Consider the following 17,592-nt stretch of genomic DNA (forward strand, 5'->3'; position numbering starts at 1 on the left):
TGTGATTTCGGTTTTAAGTTTATGGACAAGCCGAAACATTTAGATAAAAAGCGCATATCTTTCAAAGGAATCTGGGAGGTTTTAAAAGCATCATTTACGGGATTTAACAATCATAAAGTAACCAAACTTAGTGGTTCCTTAGCTTATTACACTGTATTTTCTATGGCTCCCTTGCTGGTGGTAATTATTTCGCTTTGCGGAATCTTTTTAGGTAGGGAGGCTGCAGAAGGACAAATTTATCAGCAATTAACTGGTTTTTTAGGTAAAGATACCGCGTTGCAATTGCAGCAAATTATAAAAACAGCTTACTTAAATGGAAAAAGCACAGTTGCTTTTGTAATTGGTTTGGGTACATTATTGATTGGTGCAACTACAGTTTTTGGCGATATTCAGGATTCGATAAATACCATTTGGGGATTAAAACCTAAGCCCAAAAGAGGTTGGTTAAAGATGCTTCAAAACCGCTTTCTTTCCTTTTCTGTAATTATTAGTTTGGGGTTTTTGCTTTTGGTTTCGTTATCGGTAACGGCCGTATTAGATACGTTTAGCGCAAGGCTTCAAGCCAGATATGAAGATGTTTCTGTAATCGTTTTTTATGTTATTAATCAAGTTGTAACCTTAGCCGTAATTGCTTTAATATTTGGTGTAATCTTTAAAGTGTTACCCGATGCGATTATAAAATGGCGTGATGTAATTTCGGGTTCAATTGTTACCGCGATTTTATTCATGATTGGTAAGTTCGGCATCTCCTTTTATATAGGATCTAGCAATGTAGGTAGTACATACGGCGCTGCTGGATCGTTGGTTATCCTCTTACTGTGGACCTATTATTCGTCTATTATTTTATATTTTGGCGCAGAATTTACCAAAGCTTATGCAATTGCTTATGGAGCCGAAATTCACCCTTCTCATTATGCGGTAACCACGAAGGAGGTCGAAATAGAAACAGGGAATAATTCTATTCAAGATAACCATCCAGAAATAAAGGTTTAATTATGAACCCCAGGCTGTAACGATTATTTTTCTTCTTCCGCCATGATTTCGGTGCTCGCAAAGATAAATGCCTTGCCAGGTACCTAAAGCTAATCGTCCGTTTGTTATCGGGATGGTTACAGAATTACCCAATAATGCAGCTTTTAAATGTGCAGGCATATCATCAGAACCTTCATAATCATGCTCATAGTCGGGGTCGTTTTCTGGAACAGTTTTGTTGAAATACATTTCAAAATCTATCCTCACAGTTGGGTCTGCGTTTTCATTTATGGTTAAAGCAGCAGAAGTGTGTTGAATAAAAACCTGACAAATGCCAACCTTTATCTCTTTTAGTTCGGGAAAAGCATTAATGATATCAGAAGTAATTAAATGAAAGCCCCTTTTACGTTCGCTAATAGAGAAGGTTTGCTGAAATATTTTCATTTTCCAAAGTTAATCAATCCTTATTCTTTCTTTTGATTTTAATGTACAAATGCTAACATAATGTTTAACTTTAATTTACTGAATCGACATGCTGGTTTTCGAAAATAACCTGTTTCAGATAATTTAATCATTTAAAACTATACACACCTTTATCCGTTTTATATTTATGGAATTCCCACACGAACTAAAAGAACTGTTTCCAAATGAAATTATCGAAGTTAGAGGTAATGCAGAAGATTTAACGGTTATTTTAACTGGAGAAACATCAGTTAAAAATTTTGCCGAAGTGCTTAAGAAAAGGTTTAAAGACCTAAACGATACCTATACACTTTATCTAAGAAATGAAAACCAAGAAGGTTTTTTAGAAGTTATATTGGAATAATTTTCTACATCACTTTTAACCCAATGTTTCTGAATTTGGAAGGGCTTAATTGAGCATGCTTTTTAAAGAAGTTGTTAAAATTGGTCGCTTCGCTAAATCCCAAAGCATAAGCGATTTCAAAAATGCTCCAGCTGGTTTGTCTCAAAAGAATTTTAGCTTCTTTTAAAAGTCGTTCAGCGATGATTTGTGAGGTTGTTTTATTGGTAGTTTCTTTAATTGCCCGATTTAGATGATTTACATGAACATTTAACTGGCTTGCAAAATCCGAAGCGCTTCTTAATGTTAATTCTTTATGCGTTTCTTCTACTGGAAACTGGCGTTCTAATAATTCGAGAAACAAGGCTAAAATACGCTGTGCCGCATTTGCTGGTTGCTTAGTCAATGGTGTAGATGTCTGCATTTTCATTGCAAAATGAAGGATTTCGCTAATCATTGTTCTTAAAACATCGTATCTATAAATGTAATCTGAATTAATTTCATCAAACATTCGTTCATAAACTGCATTTAACAACTTTACCTGAATATCATTAAGTTCGAAAACATGGTTGCCATCAGGTTGAAAAACAGAATACTGGCCAAGGTTACCATATTGATGAAAGAAAGATTGGTCGAATACGCAAAAGAAACCATTTCGAGTATTTTCGCCATGTTGCCATTGGTAAGGTATGAGTGGGTTCGAAAATATGAGTGCCTGTTTTTTGAGTTCTATTGCTTTATCTGCGTACACGATCTTACTTTCGCCGATAAGTAAAGTTATTTTATAATAATCACGACGTTTATAGGGTATTGGTATCGCATGCTCTCCAATGTTTGGTTCTAACTTAAATACATTGAAATGCCCGATTTCATTATGATAATTTTCTGGAATACGATTGTATTTACGCGTATAAAAATCTGCTATAGTTTCTACATTATTCATCTTTGAAAATTATACTTTAAATAAACTGAACCAAATTAGTTTAGCATTCGGTATTCATTAGGCGAATAGCCTACACTTTGCTTAAACGAACGGCTAAAATGCTGTGGATATTTAAAACCAAGTTCGTAGGCAATTTCACTAACCGATTTACTGGTATCAAAAATTTTCTCCTTGGCAAGATCCATCAGTTTAGATTGAATATACTCCTGAGCAGATTTTCCTGTTTCTTTTTTAATTAAATCGCCAAAATAATTAGCTGATAAATTAAGCTCATCGGCAAAAAAACTAACAGATGGTAAGCCCAGTGTTTTCGGCTTGTCCGATTGAAAATAATCGTTTAGGTTGTGTTCAAACTTTTCTAAAATCCCTTTATGTACATGATCTCTGGTAATAAACTGGCGGTCGTAAAAGCGAAGGCAGTAGTTTAAGAAAAGCTCGATATTGGTAACAATAAGTGTTTTACTGTGTTTATCAATCGGTCTTTTCAACTCAAAATCGATTTTAGAAAAACAATCTACAATTACATTTCGCTCGCTTTCTGATAAATGGAGTGCTTCAAAAACTTCATAAGAAAAGAAATTGTAATCGTTCATGTGTCGAGCCAACGCCGTTCCCCTAATTAAATCTGGATGAAAAGTTAGTGCGTAACCCTTTGGCTGATAATATTCGCCACTAGGTTCGATGCCCAATACCTGGCCAGGCGAAACAAATACTAAAGTCCCTTCCTGGTAATCGTAGTAATTGCAGCCGTACTTTAAATCGCCACATTTTATTTCCTTTAAGTAAATGGTATAGAACCCAAAATGCAAGCGCTCGTGGGGTAGTGGTTTCGACTTTGATAAATCTATCACACTAACCAGCGGATGAAGTGTTTCTTGCCCAACCCGCTTATTGTAATCACTTACACTATTTAATCTTACCAGGTTATCCATTTTGTTTCAATTTAATACTTAGTCAAAATTAATATTACTAACCAGATAAATCTAATTCGTAAGCGGGTATCAGTAATATTGGTATATATAACCGTAATTGATATAACAAAGTATCGAGAAATAGGTAGGACTTTTGTATTGTACTTGTTAGTAATCACGATTTGTGAAATGGAAACAGGTGTAATTTTTAATAAAATAAAGGTTATGAAAAATAGAATATTAGGAAATAGCGGACTAGAAGTATCTGCATTAGGTTTGGGTTGCATGGGTTTAAGTTTTGGTTACGGACCAGCAACCGATAAAAAAGAAGCAGTTAAATTATTACAGGCAGCTTTTGATGCTGGAGTTACCTTTTTTGATACAGCAGAAGCTTATGGGCCATTTTTAAATGAGGAATTACTTGGCGAGGCTTTAGCTCCGTTTCGTAATCAGCTAGTTATTGCAACAAAATTTGGTTTTAAAGAAGGCAAAACCGATTTAGGAATGGATAGCCGCCCTGAAAATATAAAAGCAGTTGCAGAGGCTGCATTGAAAAGATTAAAAACTGATTACATAGATTTGTACTATCAACATCGTGTTGACCCAAATGTGCCAATAGAAGAAGTTGCAGGAGCAATACAAGATTTAATTGCTGCGGGAAAAATAAAACACTGGGGGCTTTCTGAAGCAGGTGCAGAAACCATTCGCAGGGCGCATGCTGTTCAGCCAGTTGCAGCCTTACAAAGTGAATATTCTCTATGGTGGAGAGAGCCAGAAAATGAAATATTACCAACTTTGGAAGAATTAGGAATAGGTTTTGTGCCTTTCAGTCCACTTGGTAAAGGATTTCTAACAGGTGCAATTACCGAAAATACACAATTTGATAGCACTGATTTTAGAAACATTGTACCGCGTTTTTCTGAGGAAAATAGAAAATCTAATCAGGTGCTAGTCGACCTTTTGAAAACCATTGCTACAGAAAAGGATGCAACCCCAGCTCAAATTGCTTTGGCTTGGTTATTAGCGCAAAAACCCTGGATTGTGCCGATTCCTGGTACCACAAAATTATATCGTTTACAAGAAAATATTCTTGCTGCGAATATTGAATTAACCAAGGATGAGTTAGAAAATATTGAAACTGCAGCCTCGAAAATTGCTGTGCAAGGTGCCAGATATCCGCAACATCTACAAAATAGAGTAGGTAAATAGATTAATTGATTTAGGTTTTATATAATTTTTTGGCATGAGAAATAGAGTTTTTAACTTCCTTAGCTTGTTGATGATGTGCTTTACAGCAGCTTGCACACAAGCACAACAACCTATTGCAAACAAAAAGGTTTTAATTGTGTATTTATCAAGAACAAATAATACAAAAGCAATTGCAGAAATCATTCATGCCAACGTTGGTGGACAATTAGTTGCTTTAGAGCTCGAAAAGCCTTATCCCGCTGATTACAAAACAACTGTTGACCAAGTGGCTAGCGAAAATGAACGAGGTTATTTACCTCCATTAAAAACAAAAATCGATGATATAGAAAAATATGATACTGTTTTTATTGGCTTTCCTACCTGGGGAATGAAATTACCACCTCCAGTAAAAAGCTTCTTAAAAAAGTATAATCTCGGTGGAAAAACCTTAATCCCATTTAACAAAAATGCTGGTTATGGTTTAGGGAGTAGTTTTGAAACCATAAAAGAACTTTGTCCAGATAGCAAAATATTAAAAGGTTTCGAAATAAAGGGCGGTATCGAAAAAGACGGAAAACTTTTAGTGATTAGGGGAGCAGAGCAAGAAGAAGCAAAAATTAAAGTTAAAAAATGGCTTATTGAGCAATCAATAAATATTAAAAAAGATGGAAATAATAAATAATAACGAAAATACAATCTTTCCGAAAGGGGAGCGAGGTTCTGCTGATTATTTTACTGGTGTTACCTGGGTTACTATTTTAGTTCCGAAAGATGAAACAGGAACTTATAGTATTGGTAATGTAGTTTTTGAAGCTGGGGCAAGAACAAACTGGCATACTCACCCAGCGGGTCAGATTTTACTTGTTACCGATGGAACGGGCTTTTATCAGGAAAAGGGTAAGGAGGCCAAAGCTTTAAAACAAGGTGATGTTATAAATATTCCAAGTGGTATTGAACACTGGCATGGTGCTGGGCATACAGAACGACTCGTTCATGTGGCCATAAGCAATTTTAAAAACGAAAAAAATGTAACCTGGCTTACACCTGTTACACACGAAGAGTACGAATTGGTAAATAAATAATCATATATATATGCAAACTTTCGAAGTAAAAGCTTTTGGAACTGAATCGGCGGAATCAGCTTTAAAACAAATTAATATAAAACGCAGAACGGCTACACCAAAGGATGTTGAGATCGATATCTTATTTTGTGGCGTGTGCCACTCGGATTTACACACTGCTAAAAACGACTGGAGTGGTACAGTTTATCCAGCAGTTCCTGGTCATGAAATTGTAGGGCGAGTTACCAACGTTGGAAGTGAAGTAACCAAATTCAAAGTTGGTGATATGGCTGCGGTTGGTTGCATTGTAGATTCTTGCAGAACATGCGAATCTTGCAAAAAGGATTTGGAACAATATTGTCTTCCAGGATTTACAGGGACTTACAACAGTAAGGATAAGCATTTGGGTGGCAGAACCTATGGCGGCTATTCGGAAAAAGTTGTGGTTGATGAACATTTTGTTTTAAAGGTGCCAGAAAACCTTGATGCTGCAGCAACTGCACCTTTATTGTGTGCGGGAATTACGACCTGGTCGCCCTTAAAACATTGGAATGTTGGCCCAGGAAGTAAAGTAGCAGTGGTCGGTTTGGGCGGTCTTGGGCATATGGCTATTAAGCTTGCCAAAGGTTTAGGTGCAGAGGTAACGCTTTTTTCTCGTTCTCCAGAAAAAGAAAAGGACGCAAAAGAATTAGGTGCTGATGGTGTGGTAATATCTACCGATAGTGCTCAAATGAAAGCGGTAAGCGGACAATTTGATTTAATTATTGATACCGTACCCTATGTGCATGATGTTAATGAATATGTGCCTACATTGGGTATCAATGGAACGATTGTATTGGTAGGTTATTTAGGTCCGTTAGATCCGATGTTGAATTCAGTTCCATTAATAATGGGCAGAAAGTCTGTTGCGGGCTCTGTAATTGGTGGTATTGCCGAAACTCAGGAAATGCTTGATTTCTGTGGCGAAAATAACATCGTATCTGAGATAGAGATTATTAAAATTCAAGATATTAATGAAGCATACGAGCGGATGCTTAAAAGTGATGTACGTTATCGTTTTGTAATTGATATGACTTCATTAAAGAATTAAAGATTCTTAACACAATAAAAGGCTGAACTTGGTAACTAAGTTCAGCCTTTTATTTTTCGAATTTTAACAACTAGCGGTAGTGTCCTCTAATCCAATGTCGGCCACCATAAGGTCCAATTTCATAATGTCCAGGAACCCAAGCTGCCCTTGGCTGACGAGTTCTTACTACACAAGAGCTAAAATTTACAGCCATTGCTAAAAGCAAAAAATATATCATCTTTTTCATAGTATAGATATTTAATAACTCTTACTATGACCATTCGAAATTATCAAGGTTTAAAATAATCAGTTTATTATTCACAACATTTAGATGTGTAATTAACTTTGAACTAAAAAATTATATAGCAGTATAACCACCATCTGCGATGATATAACTTCCTGTGGTAAAGGATGATTTATCAGAACTTAAAAAAGCAACTAAATCCGCAATTTCCTGTGCCGTTCCTAGTCTATTTAAAGGACTTTTAGCAGCAATTGCTTTCATAGCTTCTGGATTCAGATTGGCTGATAACAAAGGCGTTTCGATGTACCCTGGTCCGACCGCATTACATCTAATGTTTTTCTGAGCATATTCCACTGCAATGTTTTTGGTTAATCCAACAACTGCGTGTTTTGAAGCTGTGTAAGCAGGACTGTTTGGCGCTGCAACTTCCCCATGAATTGATGCAATGTTAATAATTGTTCCGCCACCATTTTTTTCCATTTGCTCGAGCTCGTATTTGCAGGCATAAAATACACCATTAAGGTTTAGCGCAATAACCTTGTCCCATTCATCTGGTTCATAGGCCCCAGTAGGTTTTGCAGGTCCGCCCATTCCTGCATTATTGCAGGCAATATCTAATCGGCCATATTTTTCTACAACCGCCTCTATTAATCTTTTATTTTCGTCTGCTTTTGAAGAATCTGCCTTAACCTTAAAAGCATCTCCGCCACTTTCTAGAATTAATTTAACCGTTTCATCGGCATGTTCTTCATTAATATCTGCTACAACAACTTTTGCACCCTCTTGTACATAGGTAATGGCTATGGCCCGTCCGATTCCAGATCCAGCACCCGAAACCACAGCAACTTTATTTTTTAATATCGACATATCATAAATTTTAATAATAATAAACTAACGGATGCGCGACAGATATGTTTGTCAGGAGAATGTGTTTTCTAAAGGAATGGCAGCCAATACCGTACAAACGATAACCATTCCTTTTGATGTAGTTAAACTCGATGCTGGCAATCAGTTTAGGTTTGTGATTACAAAACCGATTGGAAGTAGTACCAATACAAATCATGGAACAAATGCAGAAATTACTTCTGTAACTGGCGATTTAAGAAAATCTTTTAGAATTAGTTTTATCAATTAATTCGAACTTTTAAGCCTGTAAAATTGAATTAATAAAAAGACTTATAAAGTTGCGTATTAATTCAGTTTTTAAGTTTGGTATAAATATATTTGCGATTATAATTTAGCATTTGCTAAAATCCCTAATCAAATCTCAAATTTTAACCAATGAATAAATTCGAAAGCCGCTACGCTCAAAGTCCAAAAGAAGTTAAACAAATGGATACCGCTAATTTGCGGGAAAATTTTTTAATAGAAAATGTTTTTGAAGCAAACCAGGTAAACCTTACATTATCGCATTTTGATAGATACATTGTTGGTGGCGCCATGCCTGTTGATCAAAAACTGGATTTACCTAATCCTAGCGATTTAAAAGCAAGTTACTTTTTAGAGCGCCGCGAGTTAGGTATTATTAACGTTGGTGGAAAGGCAATTGTAATTGCCGATGGAGAGAGATTTGAATTAGATTATAAAGAAGCTTTGTATATTGGAAAAGGAACGAAAGAGGTTTCTTTTGAGTCGGCAGATGCCGCACAGCCGACAAAGCTGTACATTAATTCAGCTCCTGCACATCATACTTACCCAACAAAAAAAGTAAGCAAGGCTGATGCAGAAATTGTAGAGCTGGGTACACCAGAAACGGCAAATCACAGAATAATTAATAAGCTTTTAGTTAATAGTGTTTTACCAACTTGTCAGTTGCAAATGGGTATGACGGAATTAAAATCAGGTAGTGTATGGAACACCATGCCAGCGCACACACACGATAGAAGGATGGAAGCTTATTTCTACTTTGAAGTGCCGCAAGGGCAAAGTGTTTGCCATTTTATGGGCGAACCACAAGAAACCCGTCATATTTGGATGCAAAACGACCAAGCTGTAATTTCACCAAACTGGTCAATTCATTCTGGCGCTGGAACCAGTAATTATACTTTTATTTGGGGTATGGCTGGTGAAAATCTGGATTATGGCGATATGGACCATTGTGCAATCACCGAGTTAAAGTAGATTTTACTTTCCTAAATATTAGAGCGAAATAAGTTTAAAAGATTTTTCCGCATGGGCCGAAATGGCGACTATTAGATAAATAGAACATAATTTCAATAAGAAAAGAAAGATGTCAAACATATTTGATTTAGCAGGTAAAACTGCATTAGTAACGGGTTGCAAAAGAGGGATCGGTAAAGCAATGGCTTTAGCTTTAGCCGAAGCTGGTGCCGATATCATAGGCGTATCTGCAAGTTTAGAACTTCAGGATAGTTCGGTGGAAAAAGAAGTTATTGCTTTGGGCAGAAAATTTTATGCCTATCAATGCGATTTTGGTAATAGAACTGCAACGTTAGATTTTACTAAAAAAGTTAAAAGCGAACATTCGGTTATCGATATTCTGGTAAATAATGCAGGCACTATTTTACGCAAGCCAATTGCAGAGCATCCTGATGAAATGTGGGACGAAGTAATTGCTGTAAACCAGACTGCACCATTTATTTTAACCAGAGAAATTGGCAGAGATATGATCGCCCGTGGTAGCGGAAAAGTTATTTTCACAGCGTCATTACTTTCCTTTCAAGGCGGAATTACAGTTCCAGGTTATGCAGCAAGTAAGGGCGCTATAGCATCCTTAACAAAAGCTTTTGCAAATGAGTGGGCATCTAAAGGTGTAAATGTTAATGCAATTGCTCCAGGTTATATTGCTACTGATAACACATCGGCATTGCGTGAAGATCAGGAAAGAAGTACTTCTATTTTAGCTCGTATCCCTGCAGGAAGATGGGGAACTCCAGAAGATTTTAAAGGGCCGACACTGTTTCTTGCCTCAAGTGCAAGCGATTATATACATGGAACAATTTTAACCGTAGATGGCGGTTGGATGGGGAGATAGGTTTTGGTTTAGTGGTCATTAGTTGATTGGTCTGTTAGATAACTAACATTTAGCCTTTCAAAAAAGCAAGCAGCCAGACATCTAAAACAAAAAAAGTCCGAAGGATAAGTAACTTGTGTTAACTTAACCTTCGGACTTTTCTTATAATATACTAAATGCTAACTTCCCATTCGGACTGCTGTACGACTAGTAAAGATTATAAATTTCTTTGATGTCTTTCAAAATTGCATCAAAATCTATTTTTAAATCAATTAATTTACCCGTACGGATGTCGAAAACCCAACCATGAACCGTTAAGCCCCGCTCTGTAATTGCTTCTTGTATTGCAGCAGTTTTCAATAAGTTTACACACTGTTCCTGTACGTTAAGCTCTACTAATCTGTCGTAACGTTTACCTTCGTCCTCAATGGCATTTAATTCATCTTTATGGGTACGATAAACATCTCGGATATTTCGTAACCAAGGGTTTAAAATACCCATATCAGCAGGTTGCATAGCAGCTTTAACACCACCGCAATTGTAATGACCACAAACTACAACGTGCTTCACCTTTAAATGGCGAACCGAGTAATTTAAAACCGTCATAACGTTTAAATCAACGTTGTTTACTAAATTGGCTACGTTACGATGCACAAATGCTTGTCCAGGCTGTATACCCATTAGGTCTTCAGCAGTTACGCGGCTATCAGAACAGCCAATATATAAAAACTCAGGAGTTTGCCCTTTTGCTAATTCAGTAAAATAATTTTCATCTATCGATAGCTTGTCAGCAATCCATTTCTCGTTATTTTTAAATACGTCTTCAACTTTCATTCTTCTAATATTTTTTTATGATACAATATGTTAGTAAGGATGTTATTTTTTATAAAACTATAAAAGATTTTTTTATTTCGATTAACACTCTTCACTATATTTTCATTCCTTTTGTAAACAAGGTTAATGCTTAAAAGTTGAGAAAATTTGAACTAAATAAGTTTTTCTAATAGCGTTTTAATCTCTATTGTGTTTAAGGTGGTATTAAGCTTAACTTGTTTTAATGTTCGGTTTAAACTTCGAACCGATATGCCTAAATAAGCGGCCATGTCTTCTTTAGAAATTTCTAAATCTGCCTCGGTTTGTAGCTTTAATAATTTTGTTAGGCCGTACTCTAAAGTATATAGCTGTTGAAAAGAAGCCCTGCTACTGGTTTGGATAATTCGGGTTGATAATTCTTGCAGCAGAATTCTGGTAAAATCTACATTGGTTTCAATTAACGATAAAAAGTAATGATGTGGAATAACGAATGCCGATACCGTACTTATTGTTTCTACATTACATAGGCAGTCGATTTTTTTCAGTGCTTCGAGCTCGCCAACAACTTCTCCTTTTCCAAGAAACTCGATAATAAAATCTTTCCCGTTTTCTTCGGAAATAAAACACTTGGTAATTCCATCCTTAATAATAAAAAGATTATTTATTTTACCGCCCTGCTCAATAAGCTTATATCCTTCAGGAAAATCTTTCAGTTTTATATGTTGATGCGTTTCCTTTTCGCCCAATAAAGATTCAATAAACGATAAAAAAGTAGGGTTTGTACGTAACATATTTCCAATCGGGACAATTGTCCTTTCTTTTACTTGTTGGTTGATTTAACTTTGTCGCACTAAAAGTAATCATAACAATGAACAATAAGATTAGCGTAATCGCTTTTGATGCTGATGACACACTTTGGGTAAACGAACCTTATTTCAGAGAAACGGAAGAACAATTTGCTGGTTTGTTAGAAGATTTTATGCCGCACCATAGTATCGTAGCCGAATTGTATAAAACGGAAATCGCCAATTTACCACTTTATGGTTATGGTATTAAAGGCTTTATGTTAAGTATGATTGAAACCGTTTTGCGGGTTTCTGATGGAAATGTTAATCCAGAAATAATAAATAAAGCCATACAATTAGGGCAGGAAATGTTAAATAAACCTGTAGAATTACTCGATGGGGTTGAAGAAGTTTTAAAGACATTATTCGGGAAATACAAATTAGTTGTAGCAACAAAAGGCGATTTACTCGATCAGCAACGTAAGCTTACTAAATCTGGTTTAGATCATTATTTTCACCATATAGAAATTATGAGCGATAAACAAGAAAGTGATTATACAAAACTGTTAAAGCACCTCGACTGCAAACCAAGCGAGTTTTTAATGCTTGGAAATTCTTTGAAATCGGATGTTTTACCCGTTTTAAATATAGGTGGCCATGCGGCGCATATTCCTTACCACACCACCTGGGTACACGAACATATTGAACATACCATTGAACACCCAAATTTTTACCAGATGGAAAGCCTATCTGATGTTTTACCAAAATTAATTATATGAAAGAAAAAATAGATCTGAACAACTGGTTAAGAAAAGACCATTTTAACTTTTTCAACGCATTTGAAGAGCCCTTTTTCGGTATTACTGTAGATTTTGATTGTACCTCAACTTATAAGGAAGCAAAAGATTTAGGGGTTTCTTTTTTTTTAATGTACTTGCATAAATCGCTTCTGGCAGCTAACCAAATCGAGAATTTTAAATATCGTATTATAGATGGCGAAGTTTGGAAATACAATGAAGTTAATGCTGCCGCAACCATTAACCGAGGAAACGGGACATTTGGTTTTGGCTACATGGATTTTTATAAAGACTTTTCTGAATTCAGAAAACACGCTTTAATAGAAATTGAAAAAGTAGAAAATACAACAGGATTAATCCCTTCGTCATCAGGAGAAAATGTAATACACTATTCGGCTTTACCCTGGTTAAATTTTACTTCGCTTTCGCACGCCCGTAATTTCTCTTACAAAGATAGCTGCCCCAAAATTTCTTTTGGAAAGGTTAGAGATGAAAACGGAAAAAAAATTATGGGCATTTCTATTCATGCAAATCATGCGCTAATGGATGGATTTCATGTTTCGCAGTTCGCAGATCTTTATCAGGAATTCTTAAACAAAAAAATTGCTGAATTAATAGAAGATTAATAGTTAAGTAACAGAAGGGCTTTACATTCGGTTAATGTTTCTAACCATTATCGCCATTCTTGCATTTATTTTGCTTGCGGTTTCGATGCTTTGTATGGGCACCATTTATAAAGCATTTATGTTTTTTTATAGTTTTGTTAATGGCTGCCTTCCTGCTTTTTTTTTATTCATAAACTATCCTTTATCTTCTGCATTGGCTATTTGTAGTGTAGCTGCGGGGTTTGCCTTAAGTTTAAAGATCAATTTTCATTTGCTTTAGACAAACTATTTACTATTTTTGCCCAAGTTGATAATTTAAATTGTTAACGATTCAAATCCTTTGGGGGATTAGCTCATTTGGCTAGAGCGCTTCGCTGGCAGTGAAGAGGCGGCCGGTTCGAATCCGGCATTCTCCACCCGCAAAAGCCGATTCATTAGTTTGGATCGGCTTTTTTATTTTCAAAAGAACAATCATTTTTGTACCATTATACATATTTGTTTACCAATAGTTTACTGAAATGTCTACTTTCAAAGCATTAATAAGATCTGACCAAAAGAAAAATGATGGAACATGGAATGTTAAGATCAGGCTGACACATCAGCGTGGAATAAAATTTCTCAATACTGCTATTTTTGTAGTTAAAGGGCAGCTCAATAAAAAACTCGAAATAAAAGACGATCATGTTTTAGATGCTGTGAATGAAATTCTGAAAAATTATAGAAACGAAGTAACCGCATTAGGCATGAGCGTCTTCTCTATGACCGCTTCAGAACTGAAACTTCATCTGGAAAACAAGTTTGAAAAAAAGCCTAAAGAGGATTCAACAAAAGTGAACTTTGTACAATTCGCAAGAGATTACATTACTAAAATTAAAAAGGAAGGCCGCGATTCTAAAGCAATGACCTACAATGCCATCATTAATTCTATAGAGGATTACTTCAAGAGACCTGTCGTTGATATCTCCGAAATCAATTACAAGTTTTTGGTTGCGTGGGAGTCATTTCTAAAGTCTGAACGTAAGATGATCCGAAATAATCAACATGGAGTTGCTAAAGAGCTGACTAAGCCAGCTGCCACGGACGCTGGTGTGTTTCATTACATGAAGGACTTAAGAACCATTTTTAATGAAGCAATCAGGCAATACAATGACGAGGACACTGGTGAAATAGTAATTAAGCATTATCCATTCAGGAAATACAAGATTGGTAATGCGCCCAAAACCAAGAAACGTAACCTCACAAAAGAGGAAATAAATGCTATAATGCAAGTTGATTACTCGAATTCCAAAAAGGGAAGTTTATTGGAGCTGGGGCGAGACGTTGGTTTGTTGTGTTTCTATTTAATAGGAATGAATACGACCGATATATTCCACATAAATAAATTTGAGAATGGTCGAATTTCCTACAACAGAAGGAAGACAAGGGGGGAGAGGGCAGACGATGCGTATATCTCAATTAAGGTTGAGCCAGAGGCAGCGGAGTTGATTGAGAAGTATAGGGATGAAGACAGTAAAAAAGTATTCTCATTTTACAGGAGATATGCCAATGAGCGTAATTTCAATAAGGCTGTAAACGATGGTCTTAAGCAAGTTGCTACGCAGGCGAACATCGATAAAGAGTTGACTTCCGTTTTCTTAAGGCATGCATGGGCAACTATTGCCAGAAACAAATGCAATATTGATAAGGATATCATTGGCAAAGCTCTTAACCATGTCGATGCAATAGGAACAATCACTGATGTTTACATTGAGACTGACTGGTCCATTATTGATGATGCAAACAGGAAAGTTTTAGATTATATAAAAGAATAAAGCCCGACCAGCAAGTCGGGCTTCGATGCGATTAACATCAGTCAGCAAACTGAATAATCACAACAACGCCGTAAAAATAGTATTTATAAATCATAAAAAAAACCAGGTATCTCACGACAGCTGGTTTCCATAACAACAAACAAATATTTTAGAACTTGACTAAACTATAAGATCCAGATACTCCCCACGTCCATGCTTTATTATTTATATAGTATTGATAGTCTCCTTCAACATCGAACTTGCCGAGTTTTATTTTTAGTGATGGGCCACTGGAAGCTCCGAATATTTTATTGTAATTAACTTTCGCTTTTGCTTCGAGATTAAAAGGTGATGGTTCTCGATCAAATCCAATGTAATTAACCTTATCAATGGTGATAAATGGGTTGTCAGATTTTATTGAAAGTAAAGTCTTTTCTTTTCCTAAGAACCAAGTTTTTTTAAAGGCCTGAGCAGCTGTTAAGTTTATTCTTCCATTAATATCAGCAGTTGCAATACTAGATGAGTCTGAAGGAGGGTTAAATCTCAGATTTAACCCATTACCCGACCAAGTATAGAATGGACGTTTCAATGAATCAATTCTGGATTTTAATTGTAGATTTTCAGCTTTTAACGTGGCACTAATTACTGTTACCTCCTTAAGTTGCTTCGTTCTAATATCTAATGCTAAAGCCGTAGTATCAATTATTCCTTTTGTATCAGAATCAATCCTGACATCATCAGGGCTCTTTGCTTTGTTATTGGTGATATCAAATAAGACAGTTTCCAACCCTTTTTCGTCTACCTTCCTTGATATCTCTTTCGCTTCGGTTTGAATCTTCTTATTTACATTTTCTTTTGCATTCTGTAAACCTTGTGCCTTATTCTTTTCGTTAAAATAAAGTTTGCCAAGTCCGATTATGAAAATGAATAACACTCCAATAATCAAATAAAATTTAAAATTTTTCATATTATTTTTCTTTAATTATTTGCTTTGCTTTTTTACCAGGACCATCTCTCAAAGCTGAATCTAGCTCTCGTTTATCCTGTTCCTGTTTGAAAATTATTCCGTTTTTGATCAGTAGAGCGGTTGTTAATGCATCTTTATCAGCTCGTGCTTGATTAAGCTCTTTTCTTAGCTCGGCTTTCTCTGTCTGGCAGTTTTTATTGTCCTGATCAGAGCTACCCGTAAATTGATTCACAAAAAACCATAACAACGAAACAGCTACCATTAGCATGTAGGTTTGAGGCGATTTTAAAACTTGATTAAAGCCGATTTTAGGTAGATTCTGCATTATTAAATTTGTATTAGTTTATTTTGAGTAATCGAGATGTTTCCCCTCCAGGCATAACTTCACCATCCATTACCAGACCTTTTAATTTTTGATAGGCAACAACTGCAGATTGTGTTTTTGGTCCATAGACATTATCTGGAGCTAATCCCAATGCCTTTTGAATTTTGCCGACATATGCATCTCGCATAAATGGTGTTTTCAATCGGTAAACAAGGATAGGCGCTTGTGTTTTTACGGTTACAAGCTCTTCATATTCCACCCCTGGCAACAGAATGCCATAGCTCCAGCGCCTTCCATCAACTTTTGATTCGATGCAACCAGTTTTAGTTGAATGTGCCTCATAGGTTTTACCGTTACCTTGTGATAGAGCAGTGTGGCCAATTGAAGATCCCGTTGCAACTCTTAGTAATATTGCACCAGGTGTTCTAGCCGCCTGTTCAACTGAGATGATAGTTCCTTTTTTCTTTGCATCTCTATCTAAGTAGCCTGTGTAAGCATCGTCACTTAATTTTCTGCTGAAATTATTAAGCTCAGTGCCATAAAGGATTGCAAAAGTTTGGTAATTCATGTAAGCTACGTACTCGGCACAATCAAATGCACCATCATAATTTGCATTATTTTTAGGAACATAGGCTCCTAGAACGTAAGGCGATCCAATGTATTTTTTTGCGATTATTAAAACTTGTTTACCATTCATAATTGTAACTCAAAAGTAGTCAAAAACATATCCAAAAGATATGTTTTTGACTAAAAAAATATCAACTCTTTATTTTCCAGTTTTTGGCTCAAATGAAGCGTTAATATCCGCAACACTCGTTAAAATACTTCCTGCTGTTTCCAGATCGAATGAGGCTCCACCTCCGAGACTGATATTGCTATTAGCTGTGGAAATATCAGCATTGATGAAGCCACCTGCGCCATTGTCTCCAGTAACTCGAACACCATTTGGTTTTGCTCCATTTGCTGATTCGAATTCATACTAAATTCCATGCGCCAACCTTGTCAGAAGCATAGGATTTTGTTGTTGTTGATGTAACTTCCATTTTAATCTATTTTATTGTTTAAATAATCCAAAATCATTTTTTGACACCAGGGCACGTAAAGCTTTATTTGTGCGAGAATTTCTGACATTACTTTAATTTCATCGTCAGTTACATAAACATCCTCGCCTCGCGATAAAGCTTTTACAATTGGGTCAAGTTGAGTTGATAACTCTACTGTAGTCACTCCCTTAAAAATTCCATTAGCTAATACCAATGAGCGATTTTCAGGAGTGCTATCCTCTCCACTTAAATCTATAAAGCGAGGGATTTCGTTAAAATTTATTTTCGTTTTTTTCATGATTA

General features: G+C 35.9%; 24 protein-coding genes and 1 tRNA gene. 14 read left to right on the forward strand and 11 right to left on the reverse strand.

Going from position 1 to position 17,592, the window contains the following annotated elements; genetic code table 11:
• Positions 1-21: 21 nt before the first annotated feature.
• Positions 22-993: a YihY/virulence factor BrkB family protein gene (locus tag ACZZZI_RS14210; RefSeq protein WP_316756485.1), complete on the forward strand. Its 972-nt coding sequence runs from the start codon at positions 22-24 to the stop codon at positions 991-993.
• Here the strand turns inward: ACZZZI_RS14210 and ACZZZI_RS14215 are convergent, their stop codons facing one another.
• Positions 994-1,416, reverse strand: a complete 423-nt coding sequence (locus ACZZZI_RS14215; protein WP_316756486.1) for a secondary thiamine-phosphate synthase enzyme YjbQ — start codon at positions 1,414-1,416, stop codon at positions 994-996.
• Between the two features lie 166 nt (positions 1,417-1,582).
• Here ACZZZI_RS14215 and ACZZZI_RS14220 point away from each other — a divergent pair, with 166 nt between their 5' ends.
• Positions 1,583-1,798, forward strand: a complete 216-nt coding sequence (locus tag ACZZZI_RS14220) for a hypothetical protein (RefSeq protein ID WP_316756487.1) — start codon at positions 1,583-1,585, stop codon at positions 1,796-1,798.
• A 4-nt stretch (positions 1,799-1,802) separates the two neighbouring features.
• On the opposite strand, the gene ACZZZI_RS14225 is transcribed toward ACZZZI_RS14220, so the two are convergent.
• Entirely contained in the window at positions 1,803-2,717 is a 915-nt protein-coding gene (locus ACZZZI_RS14225) for a helix-turn-helix domain-containing protein (RefSeq protein WP_463489761.1), read from the reverse strand.
• A gap of 35 nt (positions 2,718-2,752) precedes the next feature.
• Positions 2,753-3,649, reverse strand: coding sequence for a helix-turn-helix domain-containing protein (locus tag ACZZZI_RS14230; RefSeq protein ID WP_463489762.1), 897 nt, complete (start codon positions 3,647-3,649; stop codon positions 2,753-2,755).
• A gap of 204 nt (positions 3,650-3,853) precedes the next feature.
• On the opposite strand from ACZZZI_RS14230, the gene ACZZZI_RS14235 reads away from it, so the two are divergent.
• The 4 genes from ACZZZI_RS14235 to ACZZZI_RS14250 are packed head-to-tail and all read left to right on the forward strand — an operon-like array spanning position 3,854 to position 6,967.
• Positions 3,854-4,837 carry an aldo/keto reductase gene (locus ACZZZI_RS14235; RefSeq protein ID WP_463489763.1) on the forward strand — a complete coding sequence of 328 codons (984 nt, stop codon included), beginning with the start codon at positions 3,854-3,856 and terminating at the stop codon, positions 4,835-4,837.
• 34 nt (positions 4,838-4,871) lie between these two features.
• Positions 4,872-5,498 (forward strand): flavodoxin, encoded by a 627-nt coding sequence (locus tag ACZZZI_RS14240; protein WP_463489764.1) that lies wholly within the window; start codon positions 4,872-4,874, stop codon positions 5,496-5,498.
• Positions 5,482-5,898, forward strand: coding sequence for a (R)-mandelonitrile lyase (locus tag ACZZZI_RS14245; protein ID WP_463489765.1), 417 nt, complete (start codon positions 5,482-5,484; stop codon positions 5,896-5,898). The genes ACZZZI_RS14240 and ACZZZI_RS14245 overlap by 17 nt, the downstream gene beginning before the upstream one ends.
• A 10-nt stretch (positions 5,899-5,908) precedes the next feature.
• Entirely contained in the window at positions 5,909-6,967 is a 1,059-nt protein-coding gene (locus ACZZZI_RS14250; RefSeq protein ID WP_463489766.1) for an NAD(P)-dependent alcohol dehydrogenase, read from the forward strand.
• 70 nt (positions 6,968-7,037) lie between these two features.
• Here ACZZZI_RS14250 and ACZZZI_RS14255 read toward each other — a convergent pair whose 3' ends face one another.
• On the reverse strand, positions 7,038-7,193 hold the full coding sequence (locus ACZZZI_RS14255; protein ID WP_344767537.1) for a hypothetical protein: 156 nt from the start codon (positions 7,191-7,193) through the stop codon (positions 7,038-7,040).
• A gap of 111 nt (positions 7,194-7,304) precedes the next feature.
• Complete coding sequence (locus ACZZZI_RS14260; protein ID WP_463489767.1) at positions 7,305-8,057, reverse strand: SDR family NAD(P)-dependent oxidoreductase; 753 nt, start codon at positions 8,055-8,057, stop codon at positions 7,305-7,307.
• A gap of 31 nt (positions 8,058-8,088) precedes the next feature.
• Between ACZZZI_RS14260 and ACZZZI_RS14265 the strand changes: the two genes are divergently transcribed.
• The 3 genes from ACZZZI_RS14265 (at position 8,089) to ACZZZI_RS14275 (ending at position 10,185) form a co-directional block, all read left to right on the forward strand.
• Positions 8,089-8,325 carry a hypothetical protein gene (locus ACZZZI_RS14265; protein WP_463489768.1) on the forward strand — a complete coding sequence of 79 codons (237 nt, stop codon included), beginning with the start codon at positions 8,089-8,091 and terminating at the stop codon, positions 8,323-8,325.
• 146 nt (positions 8,326-8,471) lie between these two features.
• Entirely contained in the window at positions 8,472-9,311 is an 840-nt protein-coding gene (gene kduI, locus ACZZZI_RS14270) for a 5-dehydro-4-deoxy-D-glucuronate isomerase (RefSeq protein ID WP_463489769.1), read from the forward strand.
• Positions 9,312-9,420: 109 nt separating this feature from the next.
• The gene (locus tag ACZZZI_RS14275; RefSeq protein ID WP_463489770.1) at positions 9,421-10,185 is read left to right on the forward strand and encodes an SDR family NAD(P)-dependent oxidoreductase; all 765 of its coding nucleotides are present in this window, start codon (positions 9,421-9,423) and stop codon (positions 10,183-10,185) included.
• A 186-nt stretch (positions 10,186-10,371) separates the two neighbouring features.
• Here the strand turns inward: ACZZZI_RS14275 and ACZZZI_RS14280 are convergent, their stop codons facing one another.
• Positions 10,372-10,998: a carbonic anhydrase gene (locus ACZZZI_RS14280; protein ID WP_316756513.1), complete on the reverse strand. Its 627-nt coding sequence runs from the start codon at positions 10,996-10,998 to the stop codon at positions 10,372-10,374.
• A gap of 152 nt (positions 10,999-11,150) precedes the next feature.
• On the reverse strand, positions 11,151-11,768 hold the full coding sequence (locus tag ACZZZI_RS14285; RefSeq protein ID WP_463489771.1) for a Crp/Fnr family transcriptional regulator: 618 nt from the start codon (positions 11,766-11,768) through the stop codon (positions 11,151-11,153).
• A gap of 77 nt (positions 11,769-11,845) precedes the next feature.
• Between ACZZZI_RS14285 and ACZZZI_RS14290 the strand changes: the two genes are divergently transcribed.
• From ACZZZI_RS14290 to ACZZZI_RS14305, 4 genes are all read left to right on the forward strand, one after another.
• The gene (locus tag ACZZZI_RS14290) at positions 11,846-12,541 is read left to right on the forward strand and encodes an HAD family hydrolase (RefSeq protein ID WP_316756517.1); all 696 of its coding nucleotides are present in this window, start codon (positions 11,846-11,848) and stop codon (positions 12,539-12,541) included.
• Positions 12,538-13,185 carry a CatA-like O-acetyltransferase gene (locus tag ACZZZI_RS14295; protein WP_463489772.1) on the forward strand — a complete coding sequence of 216 codons (648 nt, stop codon included), beginning with the start codon at positions 12,538-12,540 and terminating at the stop codon, positions 13,183-13,185. The genes ACZZZI_RS14290 and ACZZZI_RS14295 overlap by 4 nt, the downstream gene beginning before the upstream one ends.
• 321 nt (positions 13,186-13,506) lie before the next feature.
• Positions 13,507-13,580: transfer RNA gene (locus ACZZZI_RS14300), tRNA-Ala, on the forward strand.
• Positions 13,581-13,682: 102 nt separating this feature from the next.
• Positions 13,683-14,975, forward strand: coding sequence for a tyrosine-type recombinase/integrase (locus ACZZZI_RS14305; protein ID WP_463489773.1), 1,293 nt, complete (start codon positions 13,683-13,685; stop codon positions 14,973-14,975).
• Positions 14,976-15,123: 148 nt separating this feature from the next.
• On the opposite strand, the gene ACZZZI_RS14310 is transcribed toward ACZZZI_RS14305, so the two are convergent.
• From ACZZZI_RS14310 to ACZZZI_RS14320, 3 genes are read right to left on the reverse strand one after another with little or no spacing between them, the layout of a single operon-like run.
• Positions 15,124-15,921 (reverse strand): hypothetical protein, encoded by a 798-nt coding sequence (locus tag ACZZZI_RS14310; protein ID WP_463489774.1) that lies wholly within the window; start codon positions 15,919-15,921, stop codon positions 15,124-15,126.
• 1 nt (position 15,922) lies between these two features.
• A complete protein-coding gene (locus tag ACZZZI_RS14315; RefSeq protein ID WP_463489775.1) occupies positions 15,923-16,246 on the reverse strand; it encodes a hypothetical protein in 324 nt (107 codons plus the stop codon).
• 13 nt (positions 16,247-16,259) lie between these two features.
• Positions 16,260-16,943: a C40 family peptidase gene (locus ACZZZI_RS14320; RefSeq protein ID WP_463489776.1), complete on the reverse strand. Its 684-nt coding sequence runs from the start codon at positions 16,941-16,943 to the stop codon at positions 16,260-16,262.
• 40 nt (positions 16,944-16,983) lie between these two features.
• Here ACZZZI_RS14320 and ACZZZI_RS14325 point away from each other — a divergent pair, with 40 nt between their 5' ends.
• Positions 16,984-17,229, forward strand: a complete 246-nt coding sequence (locus tag ACZZZI_RS14325) for a hypothetical protein (RefSeq protein ID WP_463489777.1) — start codon at positions 16,984-16,986, stop codon at positions 17,227-17,229.
• Positions 17,230-17,290: 61 nt separating this feature from the next.
• On the opposite strand, the gene ACZZZI_RS14330 is transcribed toward ACZZZI_RS14325, so the two are convergent.
• Positions 17,291-17,587, reverse strand: coding sequence for a hypothetical protein (locus ACZZZI_RS14330; protein ID WP_463489778.1), 297 nt, complete (start codon positions 17,585-17,587; stop codon positions 17,291-17,293).
• Positions 17,588-17,592: the final 5 nt, after the last annotated feature.

It is taken from the genome of Pedobacter sp. AC190 (assembly GCF_979258025.1).

What these genes read in the sequence shown, in the direction of transcription:
- ACZZZI_RS14310 (WP_463489774.1), bottom strand. Translation starts at nt 15,921, where the DNA reads ATGAAAAATTTTAAATTTTATTTGATTATTGGAGTGTTATTCATTTTC.
- ACZZZI_RS14305 (WP_463489773.1), top strand. Translation starts at nt 13,683, where the DNA reads ATGTCTACTTTCAAAGCATTAATAAGATCTGACCAAAAGAAAAATGAT.
- ACZZZI_RS14325 (WP_463489777.1), top strand. Translation starts at nt 16,984, where the DNA reads ATGTTTTTGACTAAAAAAATATCAACTCTTTATTTTCCAGTTTTTGGC.
- ACZZZI_RS14255 (WP_344767537.1), bottom strand. Translation starts at nt 7,193, where the DNA reads ATGAAAAAGATGATATATTTTTTGCTTTTAGCAATGGCTGTAAATTTT.
- ACZZZI_RS14225 (WP_463489761.1), bottom strand. Translation starts at nt 2,717, where the DNA reads ATGAATAATGTAGAAACTATAGCAGATTTTTATACGCGTAAATACAAT.
- ACZZZI_RS14280 (WP_316756513.1), bottom strand. Translation starts at nt 10,998, where the DNA reads ATGAAAGTTGAAGACGTATTTAAAAATAACGAGAAATGGATTGCTGAC.
- ACZZZI_RS14235 (WP_463489763.1), top strand. Translation starts at nt 3,854, where the DNA reads ATGAAAAATAGAATATTAGGAAATAGCGGACTAGAAGTATCTGCATTA.
- ACZZZI_RS14250 (WP_463489766.1), top strand. Translation starts at nt 5,909, where the DNA reads ATGCAAACTTTCGAAGTAAAAGCTTTTGGAACTGAATCGGCGGAATCA.
- ACZZZI_RS14265 (WP_463489768.1), top strand. Translation starts at nt 8,089, where the DNA reads ATGCGCGACAGATATGTTTGTCAGGAGAATGTGTTTTCTAAAGGAATG.
- ACZZZI_RS14240 (WP_463489764.1), top strand. Translation starts at nt 4,872, where the DNA reads ATGAGAAATAGAGTTTTTAACTTCCTTAGCTTGTTGATGATGTGCTTT.
- kduI (WP_463489769.1), top strand. Translation starts at nt 8,472, where the DNA reads ATGAATAAATTCGAAAGCCGCTACGCTCAAAGTCCAAAAGAAGTTAAA.
- ACZZZI_RS14315 (WP_463489775.1), bottom strand. Translation starts at nt 16,246, where the DNA reads ATGCAGAATCTACCTAAAATCGGCTTTAATCAAGTTTTAAAATCGCCT.
- ACZZZI_RS14295 (WP_463489772.1), top strand. Translation starts at nt 12,538, where the DNA reads ATGAAAGAAAAAATAGATCTGAACAACTGGTTAAGAAAAGACCATTTT.
- ACZZZI_RS14285 (WP_463489771.1), bottom strand. Translation starts at nt 11,768, where the DNA reads ATGTTACGTACAAACCCTACTTTTTTATCGTTTATTGAATCTTTATTG.
- ACZZZI_RS14330 (WP_463489778.1), bottom strand. Translation starts at nt 17,587, where the DNA reads ATGAAAAAAACGAAAATAAATTTTAACGAAATCCCTCGCTTTATAGAT.
- ACZZZI_RS14245 (WP_463489765.1), top strand. Translation starts at nt 5,482, where the DNA reads ATGGAAATAATAAATAATAACGAAAATACAATCTTTCCGAAAGGGGAG.
- ACZZZI_RS14290 (WP_316756517.1), top strand. Translation starts at nt 11,846, where the DNA reads ATGAACAATAAGATTAGCGTAATCGCTTTTGATGCTGATGACACACTT.
- ACZZZI_RS14230 (WP_463489762.1), bottom strand. Translation starts at nt 3,649, where the DNA reads ATGGATAACCTGGTAAGATTAAATAGTGTAAGTGATTACAATAAGCGG.
- ACZZZI_RS14320 (WP_463489776.1), bottom strand. Translation starts at nt 16,943, where the DNA reads ATGAATGGTAAACAAGTTTTAATAATCGCAAAAAAATACATTGGATCG.
- ACZZZI_RS14220 (WP_316756487.1), top strand. Translation starts at nt 1,583, where the DNA reads ATGGAATTCCCACACGAACTAAAAGAACTGTTTCCAAATGAAATTATC.
- ACZZZI_RS14275 (WP_463489770.1), top strand. Translation starts at nt 9,421, where the DNA reads ATGTCAAACATATTTGATTTAGCAGGTAAAACTGCATTAGTAACGGGT.
- ACZZZI_RS14260 (WP_463489767.1), bottom strand. Translation starts at nt 8,057, where the DNA reads ATGTCGATATTAAAAAATAAAGTTGCTGTGGTTTCGGGTGCTGGATCT.
- ACZZZI_RS14215 (WP_316756486.1), bottom strand. Translation starts at nt 1,416, where the DNA reads ATGAAAATATTTCAGCAAACCTTCTCTATTAGCGAACGTAAAAGGGGC.
- ACZZZI_RS14210 (WP_316756485.1), top strand. Translation starts at nt 22, where the DNA reads ATGGACAAGCCGAAACATTTAGATAAAAAGCGCATATCTTTCAAAGGA.